General features: G+C 57.3%; 24 protein-coding genes and 1 tRNA gene. 6 read left to right on the forward strand and 19 right to left on the reverse strand.

Annotated features, from left to right (window positions below):
* Positions 1 to 67: 67 nt before the first annotated feature.
* On the forward strand, positions 68 to 2,368 hold the full coding sequence (locus tag FGO67_RS00675; protein WP_238942120.1) for a galactose oxidase early set domain-containing protein: 2,301 nt from the start codon (positions 68 to 70) through the stop codon (positions 2,366 to 2,368).
* Between the two features lie 17 nt (positions 2,369 to 2,385).
* Complete coding sequence (locus FGO67_RS00680; protein WP_203298823.1) at positions 2,386 to 2,940, forward strand: hypothetical protein; 555 nt, start codon at positions 2,386 to 2,388, stop codon at positions 2,938 to 2,940.
* Between the two features lie 74 nt (positions 2,941 to 3,014).
* Here FGO67_RS00680 and FGO67_RS00685 read toward each other — a convergent pair whose 3' ends face one another.
* Positions 3,015 to 3,428 (reverse strand): c-type cytochrome, encoded by a 414-nt coding sequence (locus FGO67_RS00685; RefSeq protein WP_203298824.1) that lies wholly within the window; start codon positions 3,426 to 3,428, stop codon positions 3,015 to 3,017.
* A gap of 201 nt (positions 3,429 to 3,629) precedes the next feature.
* Between FGO67_RS00685 and FGO67_RS00690 the strand changes: the two genes are divergently transcribed.
* A complete protein-coding gene (locus tag FGO67_RS00690) occupies positions 3,630 to 3,968 on the forward strand; it encodes a hypothetical protein (RefSeq protein WP_203298825.1) in 339 nt (112 codons plus the stop codon).
* A gap of 10 nt (positions 3,969 to 3,978) precedes the next feature.
* A complete protein-coding gene (locus tag FGO67_RS00695; RefSeq protein ID WP_203298826.1) occupies positions 3,979 to 5,097 on the forward strand; it encodes a phospholipase A in 1,119 nt (372 codons plus the stop codon).
* A gap of 182 nt (positions 5,098 to 5,279) precedes the next feature.
* Here the strand turns inward: FGO67_RS00695 and FGO67_RS00700 are convergent, their stop codons facing one another.
* The 16 genes from FGO67_RS00700 to FGO67_RS00775 form a co-directional block, all read right to left on the reverse strand.
* Positions 5,280 to 6,632, reverse strand: coding sequence for a phosphohexomutase domain-containing protein (locus FGO67_RS00700; protein ID WP_203298827.1), 1,353 nt, complete (start codon positions 6,630 to 6,632; stop codon positions 5,280 to 5,282).
* 9 nt (positions 6,633 to 6,641) lie between these two features.
* Positions 6,642 to 7,118 (reverse strand): bacterioferritin, encoded by a 477-nt coding sequence (gene bfr / locus FGO67_RS00705; RefSeq protein ID WP_203298828.1) that lies wholly within the window; start codon positions 7,116 to 7,118, stop codon positions 6,642 to 6,644.
* 143 nt (positions 7,119 to 7,261) lie between these two features.
* The gene (locus tag FGO67_RS00710) at positions 7,262 to 7,468 is read right to left on the reverse strand and encodes a bacterioferritin-associated ferredoxin (RefSeq protein WP_203298829.1); all 207 of its coding nucleotides are present in this window, start codon (positions 7,466 to 7,468) and stop codon (positions 7,262 to 7,264) included.
* A gap of 98 nt (positions 7,469 to 7,566) precedes the next feature.
* Positions 7,567 to 8,859, reverse strand: coding sequence for a Xaa-Pro dipeptidase (gene pepQ, locus FGO67_RS00715; protein WP_203298830.1), 1,293 nt, complete (start codon positions 8,857 to 8,859; stop codon positions 7,567 to 7,569).
* Positions 8,852 to 9,766, reverse strand: coding sequence for a LysR family transcriptional regulator (locus tag FGO67_RS00720; RefSeq protein WP_203298831.1), 915 nt, complete (start codon positions 9,764 to 9,766; stop codon positions 8,852 to 8,854). Before FGO67_RS00720 ends, pepQ begins: the two co-directional genes overlap by 8 nt.
* Before the next feature lie 60 nt (positions 9,767 to 9,826).
* Positions 9,827 to 10,843 carry an ABC transporter ATP-binding protein gene (locus FGO67_RS00725; RefSeq protein ID WP_203298832.1) on the reverse strand — a complete coding sequence of 339 codons (1,017 nt, stop codon included), beginning with the start codon at positions 10,841 to 10,843 and terminating at the stop codon, positions 9,827 to 9,829.
* Positions 10,840 to 11,838, reverse strand: a complete 999-nt coding sequence (locus FGO67_RS00730; RefSeq protein ID WP_203298833.1) for an ABC transporter ATP-binding protein — start codon at positions 11,836 to 11,838, stop codon at positions 10,840 to 10,842. Before FGO67_RS00730 ends, FGO67_RS00725 begins: the two co-directional genes overlap by 4 nt.
* 3 nt (positions 11,839 to 11,841) lie before the next feature.
* Entirely contained in the window at positions 11,842 to 12,774 is a 933-nt protein-coding gene (locus FGO67_RS00735; RefSeq protein ID WP_138440246.1) for an ABC transporter permease, read from the reverse strand.
* On the reverse strand, positions 12,771 to 13,820 hold the full coding sequence (locus FGO67_RS00740; RefSeq protein WP_203298834.1) for an ABC transporter permease: 1,050 nt from the start codon (positions 13,818 to 13,820) through the stop codon (positions 12,771 to 12,773). Before FGO67_RS00740 ends, FGO67_RS00735 begins: the two co-directional genes overlap by 4 nt.
* 88 nt (positions 13,821 to 13,908) lie before the next feature.
* Positions 13,909 to 15,471 (reverse strand): ABC transporter substrate-binding protein, encoded by a 1,563-nt coding sequence (locus FGO67_RS00745; protein WP_203298835.1) that lies wholly within the window; start codon positions 15,469 to 15,471, stop codon positions 13,909 to 13,911.
* 217 nt (positions 15,472 to 15,688) lie between these two features.
* Complete coding sequence (locus FGO67_RS00750) at positions 15,689 to 16,138, reverse strand: response regulator (protein ID WP_203298836.1); 450 nt, start codon at positions 16,136 to 16,138, stop codon at positions 15,689 to 15,691.
* A gap of 34 nt (positions 16,139 to 16,172) precedes the next feature.
* Complete coding sequence (locus tag FGO67_RS00755) at positions 16,173 to 17,894, reverse strand: putative bifunctional diguanylate cyclase/phosphodiesterase (RefSeq protein ID WP_203298837.1); 1,722 nt, start codon at positions 17,892 to 17,894, stop codon at positions 16,173 to 16,175.
* Complete coding sequence (locus FGO67_RS00760; protein ID WP_203298838.1) at positions 17,887 to 18,324, reverse strand: response regulator; 438 nt, start codon at positions 18,322 to 18,324, stop codon at positions 17,887 to 17,889. The genes FGO67_RS00755 and FGO67_RS00760 overlap by 8 nt, the downstream gene beginning before the upstream one ends.
* Positions 18,321 to 19,607: a sensor histidine kinase gene (locus FGO67_RS00765; protein WP_203298839.1), complete on the reverse strand. Its 1,287-nt coding sequence runs from the start codon at positions 19,605 to 19,607 to the stop codon at positions 18,321 to 18,323. The genes FGO67_RS00760 and FGO67_RS00765 overlap by 4 nt, the downstream gene beginning before the upstream one ends.
* Positions 19,608 to 19,826: 219 nt before the next feature.
* Positions 19,827 to 20,546, reverse strand: coding sequence for an LrgB family protein (locus FGO67_RS00770; RefSeq protein WP_203298840.1), 720 nt, complete (start codon positions 20,544 to 20,546; stop codon positions 19,827 to 19,829).
* Positions 20,539 to 20,898 carry a CidA/LrgA family protein gene (locus FGO67_RS00775; RefSeq protein WP_203298841.1) on the reverse strand — a complete coding sequence of 120 codons (360 nt, stop codon included), beginning with the start codon at positions 20,896 to 20,898 and terminating at the stop codon, positions 20,539 to 20,541. Before FGO67_RS00775 ends, FGO67_RS00770 begins: the two co-directional genes overlap by 8 nt.
* Positions 20,899 to 20,978: 80 nt before the next feature.
* On the opposite strand from FGO67_RS00775, the gene FGO67_RS00780 reads away from it, so the two are divergent.
* Positions 20,979 to 21,521, forward strand: coding sequence for a YaeQ family protein (locus FGO67_RS00780; protein WP_203298842.1), 543 nt, complete (start codon positions 20,979 to 20,981; stop codon positions 21,519 to 21,521).
* 97 nt (positions 21,522 to 21,618) lie between these two features.
* Positions 21,619 to 21,695, forward strand: a tRNA-Arg gene (locus FGO67_RS00785).
* Between the two features lie 70 nt (positions 21,696 to 21,765).
* Here the strand turns inward: FGO67_RS00785 and FGO67_RS00790 are convergent.
* Both FGO67_RS00790 and FGO67_RS00795 read right to left on the reverse strand, forming a co-directional pair.
* Positions 21,766 to 23,403 (reverse strand): methyl-accepting chemotaxis protein, encoded by a 1,638-nt coding sequence (locus FGO67_RS00790; protein ID WP_203298843.1) that lies wholly within the window; start codon positions 23,401 to 23,403, stop codon positions 21,766 to 21,768.
* Positions 23,404 to 23,577: 174 nt separating this feature from the next.
* Positions 23,578 to 23,970, reverse strand: coding sequence for a glutaredoxin family protein (locus FGO67_RS00795; RefSeq protein WP_203298844.1), 393 nt, complete (start codon positions 23,968 to 23,970; stop codon positions 23,578 to 23,580).
* Between the last annotated feature and the right edge of the window lie 443 nt (positions 23,971 to 24,413).

Here is a 24,413-nt window from a genome sequence, read left to right on the forward strand (position 1 = left end):
ACTCCTGACTCGTGGGTAAATAGGAAATCAGCTTCCTCCCACAACAATGAGACTCCAGGAGAGCAAAATGAGAATCGCTAGACAGATCGAATATCGGCCCGTAATTACCCGTTCACGACTTCTTCTGGCCGTCAGCTCCGTCCTTCTTTTTACAGCCTGCGGCGGCGAGGAGAGTGACGATTCATCTGCGCCGGTCACGACAAACATCAGCTCCAGCGATAACTCAGGCGCGAACCAGAAACCGGTTTTTAAAGCCAATTATTCACCAACGGGCGTTTTTGGCTCTCCGTTTGCCGAGCCCACCATCGTTGTCGACGGAGAGACTGTCACCACCGACGAGAAGTGTGTCGAAAATGCCGAGGGTGAACTGGAGTGCAAACCCGCCGCCGGCACCATGGCCCTGCTGAAAGACGGCCGAATACTGTACCTGAACGCCCTGGAAGGCACTGAAAACGTCGAAACCTCCATTGTTGGAGAATTTGGCGAAGTCTCCATCAATGATCAGAGCCGCGTGCTGGCTCTGGACGAAGATGATGCCCCGAGCTGGATCAAACCCGCCCCACTCCGCGCCGGTGCCAACCCGGACGGCAACGACAGCGAAACCCTGTTGAACAACACCCCATTGGACGGCGTTATCGATACTGCCGATAACACCGACAAAAACGATGGCGCGCTGTTCTGCTCCGACGTCATCGGCCTGGCCAACGGCAACGTGCTGGCGGTTGGTGGTACCGACTACTATTCCGAGCCTGGCATTGATGGCGCGCCCGTGGGTGTGGTGGAACTGGAAGGCATCAAGAACTCACGAATCTACGACGAAGAGTCCAACACCTGGACCCAAAGCGGCGACATGACTTACGGCCGCTGGTACCCTTCCCTGGTGACCATGGGTAACGGCAACGTGTTTGTGGCCAGCGGCGTCACCAAGCTGCTCAAGCCGGTTTACCCGGAGGACCCGATTAACAGCGGTCGCAACGTGGTTCAGACCGAAACCTATAACCCCTGTGCCGGCGAATGGCAGCTAAACCCGTCAACTGCGGACCGTTCACTGCCGCTGTACCCGCGCATGCACCTGCTGCCCAACGGCCACGTGCTGTATAACGCCGGCGGCCAGGCCTTTAACCCGTTCGGCCAGGGTTACGACCAGGCGCTGTGGAACATTGTCGCCAGCTACAACCCGGACACCCAGCGCTGGAACGACATCGGCTACGCCGGTCTGCCCCTGCGTCTGGATGAGAATGGCCTGGGTCAACTGAGCAGCACCCTGAACATCACCAACGGTTCCCTGGAACAGGCGGCTGAGTTGTTGGGTGGTGTGGTACGCAGTCCGTCTGAGCTGCGCGAAACCAGCGTGACCGTAACCGCCTCTGAAGAGAGTCTGCAGATGGCCATTGCCGGTGGCATGCGCGGTTCCACCTCATCCACCATGCTGCCGCTGAAGCCGAACGCGAACGGTGAATACACCGACGTGGAACTGCTGACCGCCGGTGGCGTGCCCAGCTATGGTCTGCTCACCAACCCGGGCGGCTACGTGCCCATCGCGCAGAGCCGGATCGATACCATCAGCACCAACGGCGACCAGATTGATTACGAATCGCGCCTGACCGGACCGCTGAACCAGCCTCGCTGGTACGGCACCAATGTGCTGATGCCGGATGGCAGCGTTATGGTATTTAGCGGTGGTGACCGCGACGGTGTTGCCGCACCCGGCCTGGAAGGCCCGATCCGGACCGCCGAGCGTTTTGATCCGGAAACCAGTACCTGGACGGAAATGGCTATGGCCAACCAGTCCCGCACCTACCACAACACCGCGGTTCTGATGGACGACGGCCGTGTGATGATTGCCGGTCACTCGCCGATCAACACCGCCTATCTGTCATTTATTAATCTGGAAGATTTCGGACTGGCCCCCTACGACGGCCGTGATCCAAGCTTTGAGATTTACACACCGCCCTATGCCATGCGCAATGATCGCCCTGAAATCAAGAGCGCTCCGCGCAGCCTGACCGTCGGCGATCGCTTCCGGGTCAAGCTCGACGGCAATGCCGACAACATCGACAAGGCCATGCTGATTCGCCGCACGGTGATGACGCACCTGATCGATGGCGACCAGCGCGCCGTTGAACTCATCATCGAGGAAACCAAGGGCAACAAGATGACTCTGCGGATGCCGGACAACCACAATGTGGTGCCAGCGGGCGAGTACATGCTGTTCGTGAGCAAAGACACACCGGAAGGTCGGGTTCCTTCAGTGTCAGCCCCGATCAGCGTTGTTAACCATGGTCTCGAGTGCATGGCGCCGACACAGGTTGCCGATAACACCGTGACTATTGACGGCGTTATCGAGTCCACGGTCGACATCCTGTAACGAGAGGGGTTGGCTTTATGAACTTCGAACTATCCAGAACCGGCACTCCCGCCGCTCTGGTGCTGTTCGGCCTGATGTCTCTGTCAGTCTCCGGACTGGCAGGGGCGCACGGCGCGCCTGACGCAGACAACATTCCGTCTGGCGTGGTTAAGGCCAGCATCACCGAGCAACCGGGCATTCCGGGACTCAGTACTCTCATCCTGGACGCCCCCAGGCCCGGCATCATGCTCAGCTACCGGGGCGATGCGCCGATTACCATACTGGGCACCGAAGGCGAGGACTTCCTCCGGTTCAGCAAGAACCGGGTCGAAGCCCATACCGGCAGCACCAGTTGGCAAGCACTGCCAAGCGCCACCCAGGGTGTGGCTAACGCCGCGGGAGACTCCGGAACCTGGATCACTCTGTCCAATTCCGGCAGTTTTGGCTGGCTTGACCCCCGGCTCAATGCCCTGCAGGACGCCCACGGCGACGCCGGAGAATTTGCGCAGTGGCGTATTCCGGTCAAACCTGCTTCCGAGTCCGCCTCGATCCGTCACATCGCGGGCGAACTGACCTTCAAGACCTTCCCGTAACACCACCGGCTTTTCGATATTGCACAAAAAAGCCCCCGCTTTGCGGGGGCTCTTCATTTCTACCGAACAGCAGCTTACTTGCTCTCTGACACCAGATACTCAACCGCGTTGGCGATTTCTTCATCCGGGCAGCTGGCACAACCACCTTTTGCCGGCATGGCATTGAAGCCATTGACCGCGTGGCTGATCAGGGTTTCCATGCCCTTGTCGATGCGAGGGGCCCAGGCTGCGGCATCACCCTTCTTGGGTGCGCCGGCGGCACCGGTGGTGTGACACGCCATGCACACGGCGTCATACACTTCCGGGCCAGGGCGAGGGCCCGAGCTGGCAGTCTGGGTTGGCGCCGCAGCGGCACCACACTCGTCACCCTGCATGCATACTTCGCCAACCGGCGCGATGCGTGAACGAATTTCATCTTCAACATTTGCCATCACGGCACCGGCGGTAAGGCCGAAACCAAGCAGCACGACGGCCAGGACTCTCTTCATCTTCACAATGCACCTCGCATTAGAGCGTTATAATCTTTGATGTCCGCATTATAGCGACTGAACCCGGGCAAAAAAACCAAACTGCGGAATCCTTGCCTGAACTCAACCGTTTTCATTGCCATTTCGTAAATCAAACAGCGTTTTGCCAGCGTTCCGGCTACCATAGTGACGCTTTTAACTCAGGATTTCAGGAATCGCTCCATGTCCCAGCCCGACACCCCTTCACGCCACCCGTTGCGTAAACCTTTACTGATCGCCGAATTCACCGCCCTGGCTATTTTGCTGGCCTCCATGGGCTGGTTCTCAAGCCACACCGGTGATGGCGGCACACTGGACGCAGCTTGGCTGCTGATACCCGCCATGGCAAGCCTGGGTGTGTTTCTGAGCTTCATTGGACTGATGTACTTGCGCTGGGTAGCAGCTGCCGATACTGCTAACCGGTTTCGCCACAAGGTCATTTTTTCTTTGCTGGCGGTTACTCTAATCAGTGTTTGGGTATACGGCATCGCCAACACCTGGTTCAGTCTCAACGCCAGCTAAGGATCCTAAAATGCGTGCACGCATCTCTGCTTTAACGGCTTTTGGTCTGGCCCTGGTTTCTGGCACCGCCAGTGCCGAGGGTACCGATTCCGGGGACAACAACGCCCAACCTGAGCCGCTCACCGCGGAAGAATGCGCGCTGATCGAGAACGGTGTGCGCCGACTGGCCTGTTACGACCGAGTCCTGGACCCGGGCAAGGCACGGCAGAATGCCGAGCCGGAAAAGGTTAAGCAGGTTGAGCAGGAGGCCGATAAGACTCTACCCTCCCGGGAAACCGTAGTGAACGATGTGGCTGGGGATGGCGATAGCAATGAAGGTGTGATGACCACCATTGTCGACCGCTACATTGCTGCGGAGAAGGCGGTGTTCTCATTCTCCGGCAGCTTTGTCGGTTACAAGCCTACCTATATTCTGCCGCTTACCTGGGTGAAAGATCCCAACTCCAGCCCGACCAGTCCGCGCCTGGGCGCCTCGGATTACGATTACGATCTGGAGCGGGAAGAGGTCAAATACCAGATCAGCTTCAAGGTGCCGCTGCTCACCGGCATGCTCGACGACCGTACCACCATGTGGTTCGGCTACACCCAGAAGTCGTTCTGGCAGGTGTACAACCGAGACGATTCCGCACCCTTCCGGGAGACCAACTACGAGCCGGAGCTTTTCCTGCGCTATCAGACCGATTTCAAGATCGGCAAGGGCACCCTGAACGCGGTCACGTTCGGCTTCAATCATCAGTCCAATGGTCAATCAGAACCCCGCTCCCGGAGCTGGAACCGGGTTACTGCGTCAGCTGCCTACAGCTACGACCGCTGGCTGTTCATCATCCAGCCCTGGTATCGGATTCCGGACGGTGACGAGGATGACAACGAGGACATCCAGCGCTATCTGGGCCACGCCAACTACACGGCGGTTTACAAGCTGAGGGAAGATCGCACGCTTTCACTGAACCTGATGAACAACCTGAGGTCGAATAACAAAACGTCGGTGGAGTTTGGGTACAGCTTCCCGATGGGGGATTCCGTGAAGGGCTTTTTCCAGTACTACAACGGGTATGGGGAGAGTCTGATTGACTACAACGAGCGCACTGAGCGGTTTGGTATCGGGATTATGCTGAACGACTGGCTCTGATTGTTTGCTTGGGAGTTTGGGCAAGCGACCAAGGCCCTCTGAAACCCGCTCAAGCACATCCATGTGACGCTTGAGCTTCGCCATCCTTGGCTCCGCACAGTTTCAGAGGGCCTTGCCCGCTTGCCCTGCGAGCCTTTTGCAAAACCCGCCAAGGCTATTTACCTCGCTTCCGCAAACCAGGTTTACTGATTCAGCCGTTCCATTTCCGCCAGCAACTCTTCGGTTTTCGCTTCCATCAGCGGGATATCCGCCCGTGATTCCACGTTCAGCCTTACCACCGGTTCGGTGTTCGACATCCGCAGGTTAAAGCGCCAGTGATCAAATTCGATGCTGACACCGTCGACGTGGCTGACGCTTTTCGCACCGACGCTGTATTTGGCTTCGATGGCGGCGATTACCTTGGCTGGATCGGCGATGGTGCGGTTAATCTCGCCGCTGGCCGGGTAGGCTTCAATGCGGGCATCGATCAGGGATGACAGGGTCTGACCGGACTGGCACAGGCGCTCGGCAACCAGCAGCCAGGGGATCATGCCGCTGTCGCAGTAGGCGAAATCCCGGAAGTAGTGGTGCGCACTCATTTCGCCGCCGTACACCGCGTCTTCGTCGCGCATGCGTTGCTTGATGAAGGCGTGGCCAGTTTTGCTTTCGATGGCTTCGCCACCCGCTGCTGCCACCAGATCCAGGGTGTTCCAGGTCAGGCGTGGGTCGTGGATGACCTTGCCACCGCCGGTCTTGCGCAGGAACTGGTCGGCCAACAGGCCAACGATGTAATAACCCTCGATAAACCGGCCGTTCTCGTCGAAGAAGAAACAGCGGTCGTAATCGCCATCCCAGGCAATACCCATGGCCGCGCCCTCAGCGATGACGGCATCCGCCGTCGCAGAACGGTTTTCCGGCAGGATCGGGTTAGGTACACCGTTGGGGAAGTGGCCATCCGGCTGGTGGTGCACTTTCACGAACTCGAACGGCAGGTGCTGTTCCAGCTCGTCGATCACCAGCCCTGCCCCGCCGTTGCCTGCGTTAACCGCGATGGTCATGGGCTTGAGGGCGGCTGCATCTACGTAACCCAACAGATGGTCGATGTAGGCACTCATCGCTTCCAGCGGCTCGTGACGACCCAGTGTAGGCGCATCGGTGAACGGCTCAAGCACGCGATCACGAATGTCGTTCAGGCCATTATCGGAGCTGATGGGGCGGGACTGCGGCCCGACCATTTTCATGCCGTTGTGGTCTTTCGGGTTGTGGCTGGCGGTAACCATGATGCCACCGTCCATGTCGTAATGGCTGGTGGCGAAATACACCATCTCCGTGCCACACAGGCCAATGTCGAAGACGTCGGCGCCAGCGGCCATCAGCCCGGAACTCAGGGCTTCGGCGATGTCCGGGCTGGACAAACGGATGTCGTATCCGACGATCACCTTCTTCGCACCGGTGATTTCCACATAGGCGCGACCAATACGCTCGGCAAGGGCCGGATTCAGTTGGTCCGGCACCCGGCCCCGCAGGTCATAAGCTTTGAAACAAGACAGGTCCATTGTCAGGTTTTACTCCGCGGCGGATGATTGCAGTTGAACGTAGTTCTGAATGCCCATCTGAGCGATCAGCTCTTGCTGGGTTTCCAGCCAGTCAATGTGCTCTTCTTCGCTATCGAGGATGCTACGGAACAGCTGTCGGCTGCCGTAATCCTGCACCTGTTCACAGTAGGCGATGGCCTCTTTCAGGTCCACGTGGGCGGTGTGCTCGATTTTCAGATCGCAGGCGATCATTTCCTCAACGTTCTCACCGATCAACAGCTTGTTGAGGTCCTGCAGGTTAGGCAGCCCTTCCAGAAACAGGATGCGCTCGATCAATTGATCAGCGTGTTTCATCTCGTCGATGGATTCTTCGTATTCCTTGTCGGCCAGTTTGGTGAGGCCCCAGTCCTTGTACATGCGCGAGTGCAGAAAGTACTGGTTGATGGCAGTAAGCTCGTTGCAAAGCACCTTGTTCAGGTACTGGATGACTTTCTTGTCGCCTTTCATGACCGGGCTCCTTTAAAACGGGTGAATATGGTGTTCAAGGATAGCCGGTTATGCGGTAATAAAAAATTGCAGGCGGGAACCAATTGCAACAAAGCCGGCCAGGGCGGCCGGCTCCAGTGAGGGCGGGTAGTGTCTGGTGATGCCTAGGCCGGTTGTGCCAACAGGTTCGCCAACGACAGGTAGTCCGGGGTTGCCGCTTCTCTCAGGATCTCACGCGCGGTCGTGGCGCAGCGGCCACACTGCGTGCCGACACCCATTTCCTTACCCAGCTGGCGCATGGAAGTAACGCCATTCTCGGCCGCTTCGCGGATTTCTCGGTCGGTGACACCGTGACAAAGGCACACGTACATAGGGCTCTCTCACTGACGACAATAAAGTGAGTGATAATTATTGTTATTTGCGTCTAGAATTACAACCCCATTGCGTTAATTTTGTGCAACCGGACGTTTCAGCCACCCACCTCGCGGGTCAGATTGCGGGCACCGTCAGCGGTCACCACCACGTTATCCTCGATGCGAATGCCACCGCAGCCCCGCAAATCATCAATCACCTCATGATCGAAGTGTTTCCCAAGCGGCCCGCTCAACAGCGGGTCCAGCAGCGAGGGAATGATGTACAGACCAGGCTCGATGGTCACCACCATGCCCTCTTCCAGGGTGCGGGTCAGGCGCAGGAAGGGCGCATCGGCCGGGGACGCCTCAAGCTTGCCGGCGACATCGTGCACCTGGATGCCCAGGAAATGGCCAATGCCGTGGGGAAAGAAGGCGCGGGTAACGCCCTGCTCTACCAAGGCTTCGTCGTCCAGCCCGGATACCAGGCCAGCCGCGTTCAACAGCGCGGCGAGACCCTGGTGGGTTTTACGGTGGATGGCGGCGTAGTCCACACCGGGCGCCACCATTTCGCACAGGCGATTCTGCAGCTGCTCCAACCCCTGCACCAGGGCGGCGAATCGCCCCTCACCGGGTGCCGGTGTGGTTCGGGTAATGTCCGAACAGTAGCCCCGAAAGCGCACGCCGGCGTCAATCAGCAGGCTGCGGGGGCGCTCTGGTGCCTGGGTGTCGTAATACTGGTAATGCAGGGTGCCGGCGTGTTCATTAACTCCGATGATGCTGTGGTATGGCGCCTCGGCCTCGCGCTGCCCGGTGGCCTGCTGGTAAGCCAGGCTGATGTCGAACTCGCTGCCACCGGCCAGGAATGCGTCACCGGCGGCCCGGTGTCCGCGCACGGCAATTTCGTTGGCGCGGGCGAGACAGGCAATTTCGTAAGGTGTCTTGCGCACCCGGGTTTCGTCCAGGGCCGCCAGCAGCAGTGCCGGGTTATGCTCGCCCGGCACGTCGGCCAGTCCGGCCGGATCACCGATCACCGCCAGCTTGCCCGACTTTTCCATCGACGGCGCGCTCCGGCCTTCACTGAACCGTACCTCCACAGCCTTCTGCCAGGGCTCATCCGGCAATTCCAAATTGGCGTGCCAGAAGTCGACCGGCTGGTACAGCCACAGTAACGGGGTCTGGCCCGGGCGAATCAGCAACCAGCTGTGCTCCTGGCCCGCCAGTCCGGTCCAATGCAGGAACGGGCCGTAGCCCTGGAACTGCCACGACTGATCGTCGCCGTAACGCATGGGGGCGGCACCGGAGCTGATCAGCAGGCTGTCGTATCCGTGTGTCTTCAGGGCTTGTTCATAGCGCTGCTGCAGGGTCAGGATGTGATCAATCTGAAGGGACAGGATCTCGGTCTCAGGCATGTTGGCTTTCCAGAGTTGTCCAAAGGGTTAATAGGTCGTCAGAGCGGGGCTGGCGCAGTCGGATCAAACGGATTTCCAAAGGCACATCCCATTGGTCATCGCCGGCCCGTGCCAGACTGCCAAACTGCTCGCTCTTTTCAGTTATGCGCTGGGGTAGCCAGCCCATTCCAAATCCCTGTTTGACCAGGGCCTTGATACTGGCGGACTGAGTATTTTCGTTCAGTGGCAGCAGGTTCGCCGAGACTTTACTGCGGCTCAGATGGGCCTCAATCGCTGATTGCAGGAACCCGCGCGGGTGGTAGGCAATCAACGGAACCGGCTGCTCGGCGGTACCTGGCAGCGGATATCTGGGCTGCCCGGCTTCATCGGCCACACTCACCGGCACCAGGAATTCCCGGGCCAGGGTGATGAATTCATAACGTTGCGGATCGAGCCGCTCACCCCAGGGCAGGTCCTGGTGCCAGTAACACAGCACCAGATCACATTCGCCATTATCGAGCGCATCCAAAAACTGCTCACCAACCCAGTTGGTGGCTTTCAGGTTCAGTTGCAGGCGCTCGGCAAGCCCCACTTTCTGGGCCCACTGCTGATAGAAATGGGAGAACAGGCCCTGGGTAGAGCCAACACTGATGCGGGCCGAGGCTTCGGCTTCCAGATCGTGGATCCGGTCGCGGGTGTCGCGAACGTCCCGGGTCACCCGTTCACACAACTCGATAAACGCCTCCCCTGCCGGGGTCAGGGACAACGGCAAGGTCTGGCGATTGATCAGCGTTGCGCCCATGGCTTCTTCGAGGAGCTTGATGCGTCGGCTAAACGTAGGCTGGCTCACGTGCTGCAACTCGGCAGCACGTGAGAAATGACGCGTTCGGGCCAGCGCCATAAAGTCTTCTAACCAGCGTATTTCCATGGGGTCACCGGGAGGGGCAATAAAATATGACGGGCATCATAGCTTATCCCGGCACCCCCGTTACAACCGCCCTTCTTCCACCGCGTGGCAAGCCACCTGCGCACCTTCATCGGTGGCGATCAGCTGCGGGATCTCCTGCCGGCAACGCTCGTTGGCGTAGGGGCAGCGACCATGGAAAACACAGCCCGACGGCAAATTCACCGGTGTCGGCACTTCGCCCTGCAGGCGGATGTGGTTGGGCCGGTCATCTTCCAGCTTTGGAATGGCCGACAACAGTGCCTGGGTGTACGGGTGGCGCGGAGTGCTGAACAGGGTCTTGGTGTCCGCCAGCTCGCACACCCGGCCCAGGTACATGACCGCCACCCGGGTACCAAAATGCTCCACCACGGCCAGATCGTGGGTGATGAACAGGTAGGTCAGGTTGCGCTTCTCCTGGGCGTCCATCAGCAGGTTCAGCACCTGGGCCTGAATGGACACGTCCAGTGCCGAAATCGGCTCGTCCGCCACGATGAACTCCGGATCTACTGCCAGCGCCCTTGCGATGGCGATACGCTGACGCTGACCGCCGGAGAATTCGTGGCCGAAGCGGCTGCCCCAGTCCGGGTCAATACCCACGGACTGCATCACCTCACTGACCTTTTCCTTCACCCGGTCGGTATCCCAATCCGGGTGGTGGAAACGGATCGGCTCTTCCAGGGTTTGCTGGATGGTCATCCGCGGGTTCAGCGAGGCATAGGGATTCTGGAAAATCATCTGCATCTTGCGGCGGTATGGCAGTACCTCTTTGCCGTCCAGATTGTCGATGCGCTCGCCGTCGTAGTAGATCTCGCCGCCACTGGGCGACAACAAACCCATCACCGTGCGCGCGACCGTGGACTTGCCGCAGCCGGACTCGCCGACCACACACAGGGCTTCGCCTTTCTGTACCTGCAGATCCACGCCATTGATGGCGTGCACCGCCTCTTGTTTGCGATGGAAACGGCCATTCTTGAACGAGATCTGTTCCAGCAGGCTGCCGGACAGGTCAAACCTCTTCTCCAGCCCGCGAATGTCGACCAGTGGGGTTGGTGAGGTCATTGTTCCGACTCCTGCATGTGTTTCTCCTGCTCAATAAGATTACTGACTTCGTAACAGGCCACATCCACATTCCCCGACCGCACATACTCGGGCATGGTGCGCTTGCACTGCTCGGTGGCGAACTTGCAGCGTGGATGGAACGGGCAGCCGGTGGGGACATTTTTCAAGGACGGCATAGAACCCGGAATCTGGAACAGCCGTTCACCCGGCTGGCCCATCTGCGGCAGTGCGTTGATCAGGCCCTGGGTATACGGGTGCTGGGCATCGTTGATGATTTCCCGGGTTGAGCCCTGCTCGATAATCCGGCCCGAATACATCACCAGCATGCGCTGGGTGACCTGAGACACGACACCCAGATCGTGGGTGATCAGCATCAGCGCGACGTTGTCCTGCTCACACAGCTCCAGCAGCAACGCCATAATTTCCGCCTGAATGGTGACATCCAGTGCGGTGGTCGGCTCGTCGGCGATGATGATTTCCGGGTCCAGCAACAGCGCGATAGCAATGATCACCCGCTGGCGCATGCCACCTGACAGCTCGTGCGGGTACTGGTCCAGGCGCTTTTCCGGCGACGGGATCTGCACCTTGTTGAGCTTGCTCAGGGCAATGGCCCGGGCGTCTTTGGTACTGATGCGCCGATGCGCCTTGATGGCTTCCACCATCTGGGTGCCGATCGACAGCACCGGGTTCAGGGTCATCATCGGATCCTGAAAAATCATCGCGATACGGTTGCCGCGAATCTTGCGCAGCTCGCGCTCGCTCATGGCCGCCAGATCCTTGCCCTCGAACAAAATCTGGCCGCCGGCAATGTAACCGGGCCGGGCGATCAGGTTGAGGATGGAGAACGCGGCCACGGATTTACCGGCACCGGATTCGCCCACCAACCCCAGGCGCTCGCCCTTATCCAGGCTAAAGCTGATACCACGCAGGGCGGTCAGGTCGCCGCCGCGCACGGCAAAGCGAACATCAAGATCTTTTACTTCCAGAAGTGCCATGACTTACCCCTTGTACAGCCGTGGATTCATGACATCCCGCAACCAGTCACCCAACAGGTTGATGACCAACACGAGTACCACCAGCACCAGGCCGGGAATCAGGGTGATCCACCAGGAACCACTCTGGATGTAATCAAAGCCGGATTTGATCAGCGAGCCCAGGGATGGCTGGGTTTCCGGCATGCCCAGGCCGAGGAACGACAGCGCCGCCTCGGAGATGATGGCGTTGGCGATCTGCACCGTGGCGATGACGAAAATCGGCGACAGGGTGTTGGGCAGAATGTGCCGGAACATGATGCGCCGGGTGCCGAAGCCCATGACCTTGGCGGCATCGACATACTCTTTTTTCTTCTCCGCCAGCACCGAGGCACGCACCGTCCGGGCGATCTGGGGCCACTCGGCCACGCCGATGATGAAGATCAGCATGTAGATGGCGATCTCACCAAACATCAGGTTGCCGAAGCTGGCCTTGAACACCGCGCCGACAATGATGGCGACCATCAGGGTGGAGAACGACAGCTGCACATCGGCGATGCGCATCAGGATGGAATCCACCCGGCCACCCAGGTAACCGGCCAGCAGGCCGAACAGAATACCGAGCACGGCCTGCAGCACCACGGCGCCAAAGCCGATCAGCAGGGATACCCGAGTGCCGTAGAGAATGGTGGACAGCATGTCACGGCCCTGAGCATCGGTGCCCAGCGGAAAGGCCGCATCGGCCCCGCTCATGCCCACCGGCGGCAGCTCCGAGTTCATGATGTTGATCTGTGCCAGATCGTAGGGATCGGTGGGCGCCAGCAAGGGCGCGAAGACCGCCGCGGCCACCATCAGCACCAGCACCAGAAAGCTCACAATGGCAATCTTGTCGCGCTTGAAGCTGTACCAGAGGAAGGAGTCGCGAAAGCGATCCCAGCGTGAAATCGTCGCCGTCGTCATGCTTTCTTACCTGTCAGTTTTACCGTCGGGTTCACCAGGCCGTAGATCAGGTCCACGATGGTGTTGGTAATCACGAAAATCAGTCCCACCACCATCAGGTAGGCCACGATCAATGGAATATCACTGCGGGTGATGGCTTCGAGGAACATCAACCCGACACCCGGCCATTGGAAGACCGTTTCGGTGAGGATGGTGTACGCCACCATGGTGCCAATCTGGACACCGCCCACGGTGATAACCGGCAGCATGGTGTTTTTCAGCGCGTGCAGGAAGTTGATGCGTCCCGGCTGCAGGCCTTTGGCCCGGGCATAGCGCACGTAATCGCTCTGCAGCACTTCCATCATCTCCGCCCGGATCAGCCGGATAAATAGCGGCAGCATGATGGAGGCCAGGGAAATGGCCGGCAGAATCAGGTGCAACAGGCCGCCCTGGGAGAAGAACCCGGAGTGCCAGGTGCCGAACAGGTGAGTCAACTCGTCACCGCGGCCGTAGGACGGCAAACCACCTTCGGTCGACAGCGCGCTGTTCAGGTTCTGGCCCCAGCCGGTATCGGCAGGGAAAAGGTCCACGGTGACACCAATGGAGAACAGCTGAATCAGGACAATGGCGGTCAGGAAGACCGGGATGGAGATCCCGACGGTGCTAACCCCCATAAAAAATTTGGAGAGTAATGCCTGGGGCCGGATGGCGGCGTAGACGCCAATGGGCACCGAGAAAAACAGGATGATCAGACTGGCGCCAATGGCCAGCTCCAAAGTTGCCGGCAGATGCTCGAGAATGACGTCCAGTGTCGGCTTGCCGTAGAAGTAGGAAATGCCCAGATCACCCTGAACGGCATTACCGGCAAACCGCAGGTACTGGACCACCAAGGGATCGTTCAGACCCATTTCGTCCCGGATGGCTTCGCGCTCCTCTTCGGAGACCGACATACCAACCATCTGCTGAAGGGGATCGCCCAGACCATCCTGGATGGCAAACGCAATCACACTGATCACAAACATGACCAGTATTGCTTGGGATATCCGCTGAACCAAAAACGCTAACATGGATAAATTCCAGAATTTGCTAAAAAGCGTGCTTCAAATAAAAGGCCGGCGCCGGGACGCCCCGACACCGGCCCGACCTCAGAAGCGATTACTCAACGACCAGGTCACCCAGGTACGGGAAGTTCATCACGTTCAGGATCGGCTCGATCTGGACGTTCTTCTTGCTGGCCCAGGCCAGGTCCTGCCAATGAAGCGGGATGAAGGCAGCTTCGTCGTACAGACGCTGCTCAACTTCCTGCAGCATCGCGGCACGCTTGTCCAGGTCAGTTTCAACGTTGGCCTTTTCAACCAGGGCGTCGAGCTCCGGGTTGCAGTAGTTGCCGGCGTTGTACTGGCCAGAACCGCTGTCGGCATCCGGGCAGAAGGTCAGGAACTCGAAGAAGTTGGCGGAATCTTCAGTATCCGCGTGCCAGCCGATCATCATCATGTCGGCAGCGCGGTTGTCATACTCCGGCCAGTACTGGGCCTTGGGCAGAGTCTTCAGGTCCACAGTGATGTTGATGCGCGCCAGCATGGCGGCAACCGCTTGGGCGATCTTGGCATCGTTCACGTAGCGGTTGTTCGGGGCCATCATGGTGATGGTGAAACCGTCTTCGTAGCCGGCTTCCTTCATCAGCTCCTGGGCCTTGGCCACATCGAAGCGCGGTGCCAGAGACGGGTTGTGGCCCTGGTAGCCTTCCGGCGACATCTGTGCGGCCGGAGTCGCGAAGCCCTTCATGATCTTGGCTGCGATGCCCTCCTGGTTGATGGCGTGAGCGATGGCCTGACGCACCTTCGGATTCTTGAACGCTTCAACCCGCTCCTGGTTCATGTGGAACAGGATGATGCGGGTGCCGCTCATGGTAACCAGCGCGGAGTTCTTGTCGTTGCGGATACGCTCGAGATCGGTCGGCGGAACCGGTGCCACGAAATCAACACCACCGGACAACAGCGCAGATACACGGGTGTTGTTCTCTTTGATCGGGGTCAGCACGATCTTGCCAACGTTACCCGGAGACTCAGTGTCCCAATAGTCGTCAAAGCGCTCGAATTCCACACGCACGCCCTGCTGACGGCTGGCCACGGTGAACGGGCCGGTACCGGACATGTTGGTGGAGGCAAAAGACTTGCCGTGTTTGACGATGGCGTCTTTGGCCTGGCCGTCTTCGGTCTTGCCACTGTAGAACTCGCTATCGAGCGGGAAAATGTAAGTCGCGGTGTTCAGCAGCAGCGGGTAAGGCTCGCTGGTGACCAGCTCGAAGGTGTAGTCGTCAATGACATTGATGCCACTGAACGGCTTGAAGATGGCTTTGAAATCCTGGCTCTGCTTCAGGCGGTTGAAGGTGAACTGGACATCTTTGGTAGTCAGTTCATTGCCTGAATGAAACTTAACGCCTTCGCGCAGCTTGAAGCGCATGGTGTTTTCGTCAATTCGCTCCCAGCTTTCCGCCAGACGACCATCAAAACCCAGCTCTTTATTCCAGCGAACCAGGGGATCAAAGGTCATATGAGAAAGCTGCAGAATACCGCCGGAAAGCTGCTCGTGAATGTCGAGCGTGACCGGGTCGGCGTCGTACGCCATTTTCAGTTCCTTGTTCGCCTCGGCAGACATCGCTACCGGGGCGGCGGCCAGGGCCATGGAACCAACAAAAGCTGTCAGTAGTTTTTTCATCGCGTTTTCCGTCGCTGTTTTAAGAATTTTGCGGCGCATCGGCGCAACTTCGCACCAGATGTCTGCGCTAAAAACTAGTCGGGGAATCCCGTAACAGCAATCGAAATTGCGAGTGAAGCTTATTCGTGAGGTGAATGAAGCAGTTTCAAGCGGCCTTCACGCCGCATCACGCCTGAATTCCTGAGAAGAACATTCGGATCTGTTAATGGCCGGCAGGTCAGTTCTTCGAGGCAATTTCCGGTGTTAACACAATATTAAACCAATAAGCCTCAATGATTCGCATGATCTCAACCAGCCCCTCGAATCTCATGGGGACGCGTATCACGGAGGCGGCACCCAGTGCATAGAGTCGTCTGGCGTTCGGTTTCACCGGGTCTGCATAAAACACGATAACGGGCACCTGCCTTAACCCCTCCATGGCCTTGAGCCCCTCTAACCAGCCGTCCGCCTCATGGGCATTGTCCCGAATCAGGTACATCAGCAGATGGGGGTATCGAGTGAACTCTCCCCCAAGGCCTTCAGCCAACTCGTTAAACTCGGCATCATTCGCCAAAACTTTCAGGTTATGACCCAGCGAATGCATACGCAAAGCCTCCTCAAGGTTTTCACCCTCATGGCCCGCAGCGATCAACCACACATTCAACATTCTTTGGTGTGACAACAGCATGATCCCTCCAGAGCACTTTACGCCGTGCTGTTTATCAAGCAGGGCTTGCTCGCCCCACCAGTGCCCACCGGGTGGCCGCCTCAAAGGGAAGGGGCCGAGCTACCAGGTAGCCTTGACCAAGCGGACATCCCATCTTTTGCAATGTGGCCAGCTGAACCTGCGTTTCAATACCCTCAGCGACAACATCCATTCCCAGCGACTCAGCCATGGTCACAATGGCTCTGCATATTTCCGGTTCCATCAGCGCGTCCTGATCGGAGGACACGAAGCTCTTATCGATCTTGACGACGTCCACCGGGAACTGCCGCAAGTAACGCAAGGAAGAATAGCCGGTTCCAAAGTCATCGATCGCTATCTTGATGCCCAGCTCTCGTAATCGGCTCAATTCTTTGGGCACACGCCCGTGTTCCTCTACTCCGTCCAGCAGGCTTTCTTCGGTTATCTCGACCTCGATAAGATCGGTACCGATCCCCTCGGCCGAAGCGATGGACTCAAGAGCGTCAACGAATCTGCCAGCCCTGAGCTGCAGGGGGGATACATTAATCGCTATCCGACAGTTTTCTATCCCCATCGCCTGCCACTCCTTCAGGTACTGACACGCCTTGAAAATCACCCATTCACCAATGGGCACGATTAGGCCGGTCTTCTCAGCGACGGGAATGAACTCGTCTGGAGTCACCGCCCCACTGGTCCCGCAACGCCAGCGCAGCAACGCTTCGAAACCGAGCACTTTTCGATCTTTCAGCTCCCACTGTGGTTGGAGGTATAATTCGAACTGATCATGCTCCAGAGCGTGTCTCAGACCTTTTTCAATAGAAAGATGTTTTTCCAGCTGAGTCTGGAGATTCGTGGTAAAACACTGAACCTTGCTCAATCCCCTTCGCTTTGCTTCGTAAAGAGCGAGATCAGCTTTCTGCATCAGCTTGATTGGCGTATCGCCATTTTCAGGATACAACGCCAAACCGATGCTGGCAGATACGTTAAGTTCGTGCCCGCCAACCGGAGAGGGATGAGACACCGCCGAAACGATCTTTTGAGCGACCGCCAGAGCATCGCTGGCGCTGTGAAGGTCGTCTATCAGGATAGTGAATTCGTCACCGCCAATCCGGGCAATGAAATCAGCCTCCCGAATCACGGACCTCAAGCGGTCGGATATCAAGACCAACAGAAGATCACCTGTCGGGTGACCCAGTGAATCATTGATTTCCTTGAAGCGATCAAGATCCATGAACAGCACCGCTAGACTGGAGCCCGAGCGCTTGCATCGTGACAGTGAACTTTCGAGAATTTCTTCAAACAGAAGCCGATTGCCCAAGCCAGTCAGCGGATCTCGCTTGACCATCCTCTCCAGCTCAAGCTCAGCGCGCTTGTGCCGCATCGCGTGACCGATGGTCCGCTCCAGCAAGGGTAAACTGAGTTCCTCTTTAGGCAGAAAATCTGCGGCACCGAGCTCAAGAACTTCGTCATCCAGTTTTTGCGAGTTCGCCCCCGTCAAAACAATAATGGGCACGGTGCAGTGCAGCTTCCTGGCTTCCAACAAGAGGTCACGAGCCGTTTCGCGCCCCAGAAAATAATCAACCAAAAACACATCGCACTCGGGGGCCAACAATTGCGGTCGTGCTTCATCGATTGTGCTGATATGAGACACCTGGAACCTGAATCGGCTTGAGTCAAGAAGCATCTCATCAAGGATAAGAAAGTCCGCAGGGTCATCCTCTACCACGCTCACTCGGATGGTTCGCTTTACGTTATCCATTCGGCAATTCCACAATAGAACACCAGTAAGCATTTAACGCCTTTACCTGGGTCACCAGCTTCTCAAACTCCACGGGCTTGGTAATGAACGAATTAGCCCCCAGATCGTAGCTGCTAAAGACTTCCTCTTCCCTGCTGGATGTCGTCATAACGATGACGGGTAGATGCCTGAACTGAGGGTCCGCCCGTATTTCAGCGAGACACTCCCTTCCATCCTTCTTTGGCATATTCAGATCCAGAAGAATAAGGCCAGGCATTGGGTAACGAGACTCATCGGTGTAAGGAGGCTCACGCCTGAGGTACTTCATCAACTCAACGCCGTCATTGACAAAGAAAAGGGGGTTGAGCGCTTTTGCCTCTTCAAAGGCCTCTTTGGTTAGTAACTGATCAACAGAGTCATCATCGGCCATCAGAACTGGAACAATTTTCATGCACTGCCTCCTGGTTCAGCGGCAAGCGGCAGATCAAACCGAAACTGCGCGCCTTCCCCCTCAGAACCTTGTGCGGTAATACGTCCGCCATGGCGCTCTACAATCTTGCGGCAAATAGCGAGCCCCATCCCGGTACCTTCGTACTCTCCCCTGCCATGCAGCCGCTTAAACACTTCGAAGATCTGCTCTCCGTAGGCCATATCGAATCCAATTCCGTTGTCTGACACGATGACCTCGCAACGCCCGGAGGCTTCATTCGGTCGCGCGACAACGCTAATCACCGGAGGAGTTTCCGGGGAACAATATTTGAGTGAGTTACTCAAGAGATTCTGGATCAGCTGTCGAAGCTGTGCCGGGTCGCCGTGAACCCGACACAGATCGTCCACCTGAATCGTAGCGCCGGTTTCGTCGATGCGCAGCTGCAAATCCCGACAGGCTTCATCGACGATTCGTGCAAGATTAACGTTCTCATGCCCCTCCCGACTGGTACTGATGCGACTGTAGCCAAGCAAGCTGTTCAGCAGCGCGTCCATACGCTCCGCAGCCTCTCGAATGTAGCGCACGAATTGTTCGCCTTTTTCGTTAAATTCTCCGTACTTACCGGACATAAGCATCTGAGTGAATGCCAGCAGCTTACGCAAAGGCTCCCGAAGGTCATGGGAAGCGATGAAGGCGAACTGTTCGAGATCTTCGTTTGACCGCGTCAATGCCCGCGTCTGCTCCAACTGTTGTCTTTCCAGGCGGGACCGCTGCTCGATTTCTTGCTCCAGCCGCAGCTTGGTGCGCGTCAACTCCTCAATACGTCCCTTCAACTCAACATGGGCTTTTTCGAGGCTCTGCTCAGAGCTGAGCCGAAGGGCAATTTCGGCCTGCAACTCATGGTTGGCAGCCTGCAGTTCCGCGGGACGCGGGAGCGAAACGGCTTTGGGAATGAGCGGCCAGATGAGGGCTGCAGTCAGCAGGGAGACCAAGGCAGTTAATGCCTTAAGCCCTCCGGAGACGTAGTAAGCCCCGTTCCAGACATTGTAAACCGCCATCAAATGGGTCAGCCCACAGCAAAAGATAAACAGCGCAAACAGCACGAACATCCAGTCGTATTCGAGGTCTTTGCGCTTATGCAACAGCACGTATAGAGCAACAGGGATCGTGAAATAAGAAGCGGCGATGAGAGTATCGGAGACCGTATGCAGAACCACCAGGTCAGAACGCCAGAGGTAACAGTGGCCATGCCCCATGAAGGTTGTGTCAAACCAGCTTGGAATCAGAGATAAAGCCTCACTCATGGCAATGACTCCGCAATCGGTGCTGACCCACGGCAACCCCCGCAATGTGATTATTGTATGTATTAAACAATAGCCAATAGGCAAAGTTGGTTCCATCAGTTTCAACGGAAGCCTACCGCTTTACTGGAGAGCTTTTCTTGATAGCTTGATGCAGGGCAATAATGAGGAAGTTAACTAGCCACCTGCCAGGCTGCTGCGATTTCACATAGCCAGGTTAACCTAGGCCCAGATTAACGGGAGCATCAACGCGGTGAAGACTCCAGTCAGCCCCATCCCAAGCGAAGCGAAAGCGCCGGCCTTGTGACTGATGTCGAAGGCCCGGGCAGTGCCAATGGCGTGGCCGTTCAGGCCGAGGGCAAAGCCGAGGATGCGTTCGTCTTCTATTCCCAGGGGCCCCGCCAGCAGGTCAACAAACAAGGTGGCGAGCACGCCGGTGACCAGCAGCCCACCCATCATCAGGGGTACGGAGCCCCTGAGTTGCTCGGTTATACCAATGGCAATCGGGGCGGTGACGGATTTGGGCGCGAGCGAGGCCAGCACGTCCGGAGTCGCACCCAAGGCCCATGCAATTACCAGCGCGTAGACGGACGCCAAAGTGGCCGCTACCGGCAAGGTGCAGACAATCGGGCGCCACAGCGCCCGAACGTGGTGCATCTGTTGATACAGGGGAATGCCGAGAGCAACCGTCGCCGGCCCCAGCAACAGCATCAGCCACTGGGCACTGTGCTGATAGCGGGCATAATCGAGCCCCAGCAAGGCAATGGTAGCGGCCAGCACCACCGCCGCCAGCACTACCGGAGGCAGCCACAGTGGCCGGCCCAGGCGGCGAAACAGCCAGTTGCCGATAAAAAAAGCACTCAGGGTCAGGCCGATCGCCAGTATCGGCGTGGCCGCCAGAGTTTCAGGCAAGGCAAGCACCCGGGGCAGCAGCTCAGTCATCCGTCCTACTCCGCTCGCTCGCCCTCACCAGTGCTCGCATTAGGAACAGAGTGGTCAGTACGCTCAGCGCGGTACCGAGCAGCAGCGCCACCGCCACCGCCAACCACTGACCCTGAAACTGGCTGACGGTAAAAAACGCACCGACCACCCCAGGCATGATGAGCAACACCAGCACCGAGATCAGGCCCTGACTGGCGCTAGCCAGCTCGTTGCTGACCCGGCCCTGCAGCATTAGGGTCAGGGTTATGAGGATCATGCCCAGCACGCCGCCACTGATCGGCAACACGAACACCAGCCGCAGCGCTTCGCCGAGCAGGAAAAACAGAACCAGAATCAGGAAACCACGCAACATTGAAAGGTCGTCATGCTTATCAGGGCGGAATTGCACTACACTAGCGCATACTCATAGCAAGACACCAATTCGGACCCTCTATGGCGCTCAAAGCAACTATCCACAAAGCCACATTGAACATCGCCGACATGGACCGGCACTACTACGCCGACCATCACCTGACAGTTGCCCAACACCCTTCCGAAAACAACGAGCGGATGATGATCCGGCTGCTGGCATTCGCCCTGAATGCCAGCGAACATCTGGAATTCACCAAGGGCCTGAGCACCGACGATGAACCGGAGTTGTGGCAGAAGAGCCTGAGCGATGAGATCGAACTGTGGATTGAACTGGGATTGCCCGAGGAAGGTCGACTGCGAAAGGCCTGCAACCGGGCCCGGCAGGTCATTCTGTACGCTTACGGCGGCCGTGCGGTGCCGCTGTGGTGGGAAAAAAATCACAACAAGCTGAGCCGGTTTAACAACCTGAGCCTTGTTTATTTGCCTCAAGAGGCTACGGAGGCATTGGCGAAACTGTCGAAGCGCAGCATGAGCTTTCAGATCACCATTCAGGATGGGGAGGTCTCCGTCAGCAATGACGAGGCCCTGGTGAATGTGACCCCGGAGCCTATGGCCCTCAACTGAAACGTGATGTTTAGATGTCGGAATGGGGCTGGACAGAGTCTCCCTGCGCACGTAAGATTGCGCACTCGAAATTAACGCACTGCCGTTAGCTTTCGTTCCGCCCGTAGCTCAGCTGGATAGAGCGCTGCCCTCCGGAGGCAGAGGTCAGAGGTTCGAATCCTCTCGGGCGGGCCATTATTTCAAAGGCCTGCGTGAAAACGCAGGCCTTTTTCATTGGCTTCCGCCACATCGCGTCCATCGATTCTCAAACCTTGAATTTTCCGGTTTGGTTCTCAAGTTCTCGTGCATACCCCTCCAACGAGTTACTGATATCATCGATTGCCCTGGAGCGATCCGCACTTTCTTCGGCCAGATCATTAATCTGCGTTATGTTCTGATTGATCTCTTCAACTACCTGGGTCTGTTCCTCTGTTGCCGATGCCACACTGGCGTTCAGGTCCGCAATGTTCATCATCGCCTGGAGGATTGCCTGGATCTCAGTTTCAGCGCTCAAGGCCAGCTCTTCAGTTTTTGAGGCCTGTTCGCTTCCGGTTTCCATCACGGACACGATCTCTGAGACACCTGTTTGCAATGCGGTGATCATCTTTTGGATGTCTTCGGTTGAGGTCTGAGTGCGCTGAGCCAGAGTCCGGACTTCATCGGCGACGACAGCGAAGCCCCGTCCCTGCTCCCCCGCCCTGGCCGCTTCAATTGCGGCATTCAAGGCCAGAAGGTTGGTCTGCTCGGCAACTCCCCGAATGACATCGAGTACAGAAGTAATGTTGTTGGAGTCCTCAGACAGCTGACGGATTACCTCTACCGCTTTCGAGATCTGCGCCGACAGTTGCTGGACCTGCTCGGAAGACTGACGAATAATTCGCCCTCCATTCTGACCTTTTTCCTCAGCGTCACGGGTAAGTTCGGAAGCCCTGGAGGCATTGCCAGCAACCTCCCCAATGGCGCTTTGCATTTCGTTGATGGCGGTTGCCACCATGGAAATGGAGTCGGTCTGGCGAGCCACACCATCGCTGTTTTCAGCGGCGGTTCGCGACAGATCAGTTGCCCCACCTGCAAGCTCGGTGGTCAGCTTCTGTGTAGATGCAATCATTGACTGCAGATTCTCCAGCACCTGATTGAAACTCTGCGCCAGCTTCCCCAGGTCGTCTTCTTGCTCAACGGCTACACGCTGAGTGAGATCTCCTTCGCCTTGGGCGATGTTATCCAACTGACCGCGAATGTCGGCTATCGCACTGATAATCAGCCTGAGGAAAAACACGAAAAATCCGGTGCTCAAAAGCAGCGTGACCCCTGTCACTGAAATGATGACGATGGAGCTTGACTGACCTTCCTCAGAGGTGGACTTTGCCTGGGCGTGAGCTTGCTGGTCAGCGTGGGCACCCACTTCGTCGAAATAATTTCGCAGGTTCTCAAAGAGCTCTTTGGCTTCTGAAGTGGCGATTTCCTGAGCCGCTGAAACATTGCCGTTGCGAGCTTGTTCGAACACCCTATCCGCCGAAGCCTTCCAGTCGTTGAACGCCGATTCAAAGCCCTCAGCAATGTCAGACACATTTGTGCCCTGGAGCCGGCTCACGGCCTGATTAAAACGATCATAGGCCTGCTGGGCGTTCTCTTCATAGCTGGCCCTATACCCTTCGGCCTCATCGCCATAACCAAAAACGCCGACGTAATCCTTCTGCGCCACCAGCGCCTGATATAAGTCACGGTCGCCATTCAAAACCTCACTGACCGCCGGCAGGTACACCTCAGCTACCTGATCGGTATCGGATACAAGGTTGCGGACGGTATTGACTGCAAAAAACACAATCACGATCAACGCCAACGCCGTAATCAGGAATGGCAGCGCCACTTTTACACGGAATCCAAACCGATTTGCCAAGTTCATTCGACGCCTCCCGACACCTCGCAGTTGATCTAAGTCTAGCGGCCTGTTCTGAACATTCTTGAGTTAAATATGTGAAGAAATCAACAAATACTTCGGGCCGACCATATCCCACAAAAAAGCCCGCTTTGTGCGGGCTCTTGTGTTTCGCTGTGTCTCTGACGTCGCGGCGTTCGATCAGGCCGGCTCGAATCGTTCCTGCAGCCATGCCTTGATCTCTCCGGACTCGTACAGCCAGCGTTCACTGCCATCTTCTTGCTGAATCTTCAGGCAGGGCACTTTGATGCGGCCACCACCGGCCTCCAGCGCCGCACGATGCTGCGGGTCATGCTGGGCATTGCGGGTTTCAATGTTCAGGCCAAGCCGCGCGATTTCTTTGCGCACCTTAATGCAGAACGGGCAGGCGCTGAACTGGTAAAGAGCAAGCTGTTTGCTGGCCTCGTCGGCGGCGGCCTGCTCTTCAGCGGTGCGGGTCACGCTCTTAGGCGTGCTGAGCTTTTCGCTCAGCAGCATGAAGGGGGTCAGCACCAGGCGCAGGGTACGGAAAAAATAACGAATCAAAACTCTCATGGATAAGGCTCCAGCTCCGGATTGATCGTGGCCTGCCGGTTGTCGGTATTCAGGCTTGATTTGGCTACTTAGAAGAGGAGGCTGAGGATATCATTCACGCGGTTGATTAGGTACCGACCAGGACCACAGCAGCCGTGCACAGTATCTTTTCTAAAGCAGGCGGTGCCTGCAGCTGCAACCGGCTAGTGTGTCCGATGGTAGCCAGTCTGGACCAGACCGCACTGAGCGTATTGCGCAAATCAAAACGAGTACGAAATTTGGAGAAAGAGAGGCCAGAGGCTCGGATCCTCTCGGGCGGGCCATTATGTTCAGAGCCTGCGCGAAAACGCCGGCTTTTTTTGTGAGTCTGTGCCCACGGTGGCCCCTTGCACGTTGGCCCAAGTGATTCAAACAGGAAGTCTGGCCCTTGAACCGATTCCAAAAACTGGAATTAGACACTCTTC

Source organism: Marinobacter sediminum, from assembly GCF_016820575.1.
GTDB lineage: Bacteria > Pseudomonadota > Gammaproteobacteria > Pseudomonadales > Oleiphilaceae > Marinobacter > Marinobacter sediminum.

What these genes read in the sequence shown, in the direction of transcription:
- FGO67_RS00675 (WP_238942120.1), top strand. Translation starts at nt 68, where the DNA reads ATGAGAATCGCTAGACAGATCGAATATCGGCCCGTAATTACCCGTTCA.
- FGO67_RS00680 (WP_203298823.1), top strand. Translation starts at nt 2,386, where the DNA reads ATGAACTTCGAACTATCCAGAACCGGCACTCCCGCCGCTCTGGTGCTG.
- FGO67_RS00685 (WP_203298824.1), bottom strand. Translation starts at nt 3,428, where the DNA reads ATGAAGAGAGTCCTGGCCGTCGTGCTGCTTGGTTTCGGCCTTACCGCC.
- FGO67_RS00690 (WP_203298825.1), top strand. Translation starts at nt 3,630, where the DNA reads ATGTCCCAGCCCGACACCCCTTCACGCCACCCGTTGCGTAAACCTTTA.
- FGO67_RS00695 (WP_203298826.1), top strand. Translation starts at nt 3,979, where the DNA reads ATGCGTGCACGCATCTCTGCTTTAACGGCTTTTGGTCTGGCCCTGGTT.
- FGO67_RS00700 (WP_203298827.1), bottom strand. Translation starts at nt 6,632, where the DNA reads ATGGACCTGTCTTGTTTCAAAGCTTATGACCTGCGGGGCCGGGTGCCG.
- bfr (WP_203298828.1), bottom strand. Translation starts at nt 7,118, where the DNA reads ATGAAAGGCGACAAGAAAGTCATCCAGTACCTGAACAAGGTGCTTTGC.
- FGO67_RS00710 (WP_203298829.1), bottom strand. Translation starts at nt 7,468, where the DNA reads ATGTACGTGTGCCTTTGTCACGGTGTCACCGACCGAGAAATCCGCGAA.
- pepQ (WP_203298830.1), bottom strand. Translation starts at nt 8,859, where the DNA reads ATGCCTGAGACCGAGATCCTGTCCCTTCAGATTGATCACATCCTGACC.
- FGO67_RS00720 (WP_203298831.1), bottom strand. Translation starts at nt 9,766, where the DNA reads ATGGAAATACGCTGGTTAGAAGACTTTATGGCGCTGGCCCGAACGCGT.
- FGO67_RS00725 (WP_203298832.1), bottom strand. Translation starts at nt 10,843, where the DNA reads ATGACCTCACCAACCCCACTGGTCGACATTCGCGGGCTGGAGAAGAGG.
- FGO67_RS00730 (WP_203298833.1), bottom strand. Translation starts at nt 11,838, where the DNA reads ATGGCACTTCTGGAAGTAAAAGATCTTGATGTTCGCTTTGCCGTGCGC.
- FGO67_RS00735 (WP_138440246.1), bottom strand. Translation starts at nt 12,774, where the DNA reads ATGACGACGGCGACGATTTCACGCTGGGATCGCTTTCGCGACTCCTTC.
- FGO67_RS00740 (WP_203298834.1), bottom strand. Translation starts at nt 13,820, where the DNA reads ATGTTAGCGTTTTTGGTTCAGCGGATATCCCAAGCAATACTGGTCATG.
- FGO67_RS00745 (WP_203298835.1), bottom strand. Translation starts at nt 15,471, where the DNA reads ATGAAAAAACTACTGACAGCTTTTGTTGGTTCCATGGCCCTGGCCGCC.
- FGO67_RS00750 (WP_203298836.1), bottom strand. Translation starts at nt 16,138, where the DNA reads ATGCTGTTGTCACACCAAAGAATGTTGAATGTGTGGTTGATCGCTGCG.
- FGO67_RS00755 (WP_203298837.1), bottom strand. Translation starts at nt 17,894, where the DNA reads ATGGATAACGTAAAGCGAACCATCCGAGTGAGCGTGGTAGAGGATGAC.
- FGO67_RS00760 (WP_203298838.1), bottom strand. Translation starts at nt 18,324, where the DNA reads ATGAAAATTGTTCCAGTTCTGATGGCCGATGATGACTCTGTTGATCAG.
- FGO67_RS00765 (WP_203298839.1), bottom strand. Translation starts at nt 19,607, where the DNA reads ATGAGTGAGGCTTTATCTCTGATTCCAAGCTGGTTTGACACAACCTTC.
- FGO67_RS00770 (WP_203298840.1), bottom strand. Translation starts at nt 20,546, where the DNA reads ATGACTGAGCTGCTGCCCCGGGTGCTTGCCTTGCCTGAAACTCTGGCG.
- FGO67_RS00775 (WP_203298841.1), bottom strand. Translation starts at nt 20,898, where the DNA reads ATGTTGCGTGGTTTCCTGATTCTGGTTCTGTTTTTCCTGCTCGGCGAA.
- FGO67_RS00780 (WP_203298842.1), top strand. Translation starts at nt 20,979, where the DNA reads ATGGCGCTCAAAGCAACTATCCACAAAGCCACATTGAACATCGCCGAC.
- FGO67_RS00790 (WP_203298843.1), bottom strand. Translation starts at nt 23,403, where the DNA reads ATGAACTTGGCAAATCGGTTTGGATTCCGTGTAAAAGTGGCGCTGCCA.
- FGO67_RS00795 (WP_203298844.1), bottom strand. Translation starts at nt 23,970, where the DNA reads ATGAGAGTTTTGATTCGTTATTTTTTCCGTACCCTGCGCCTGGTGCTG.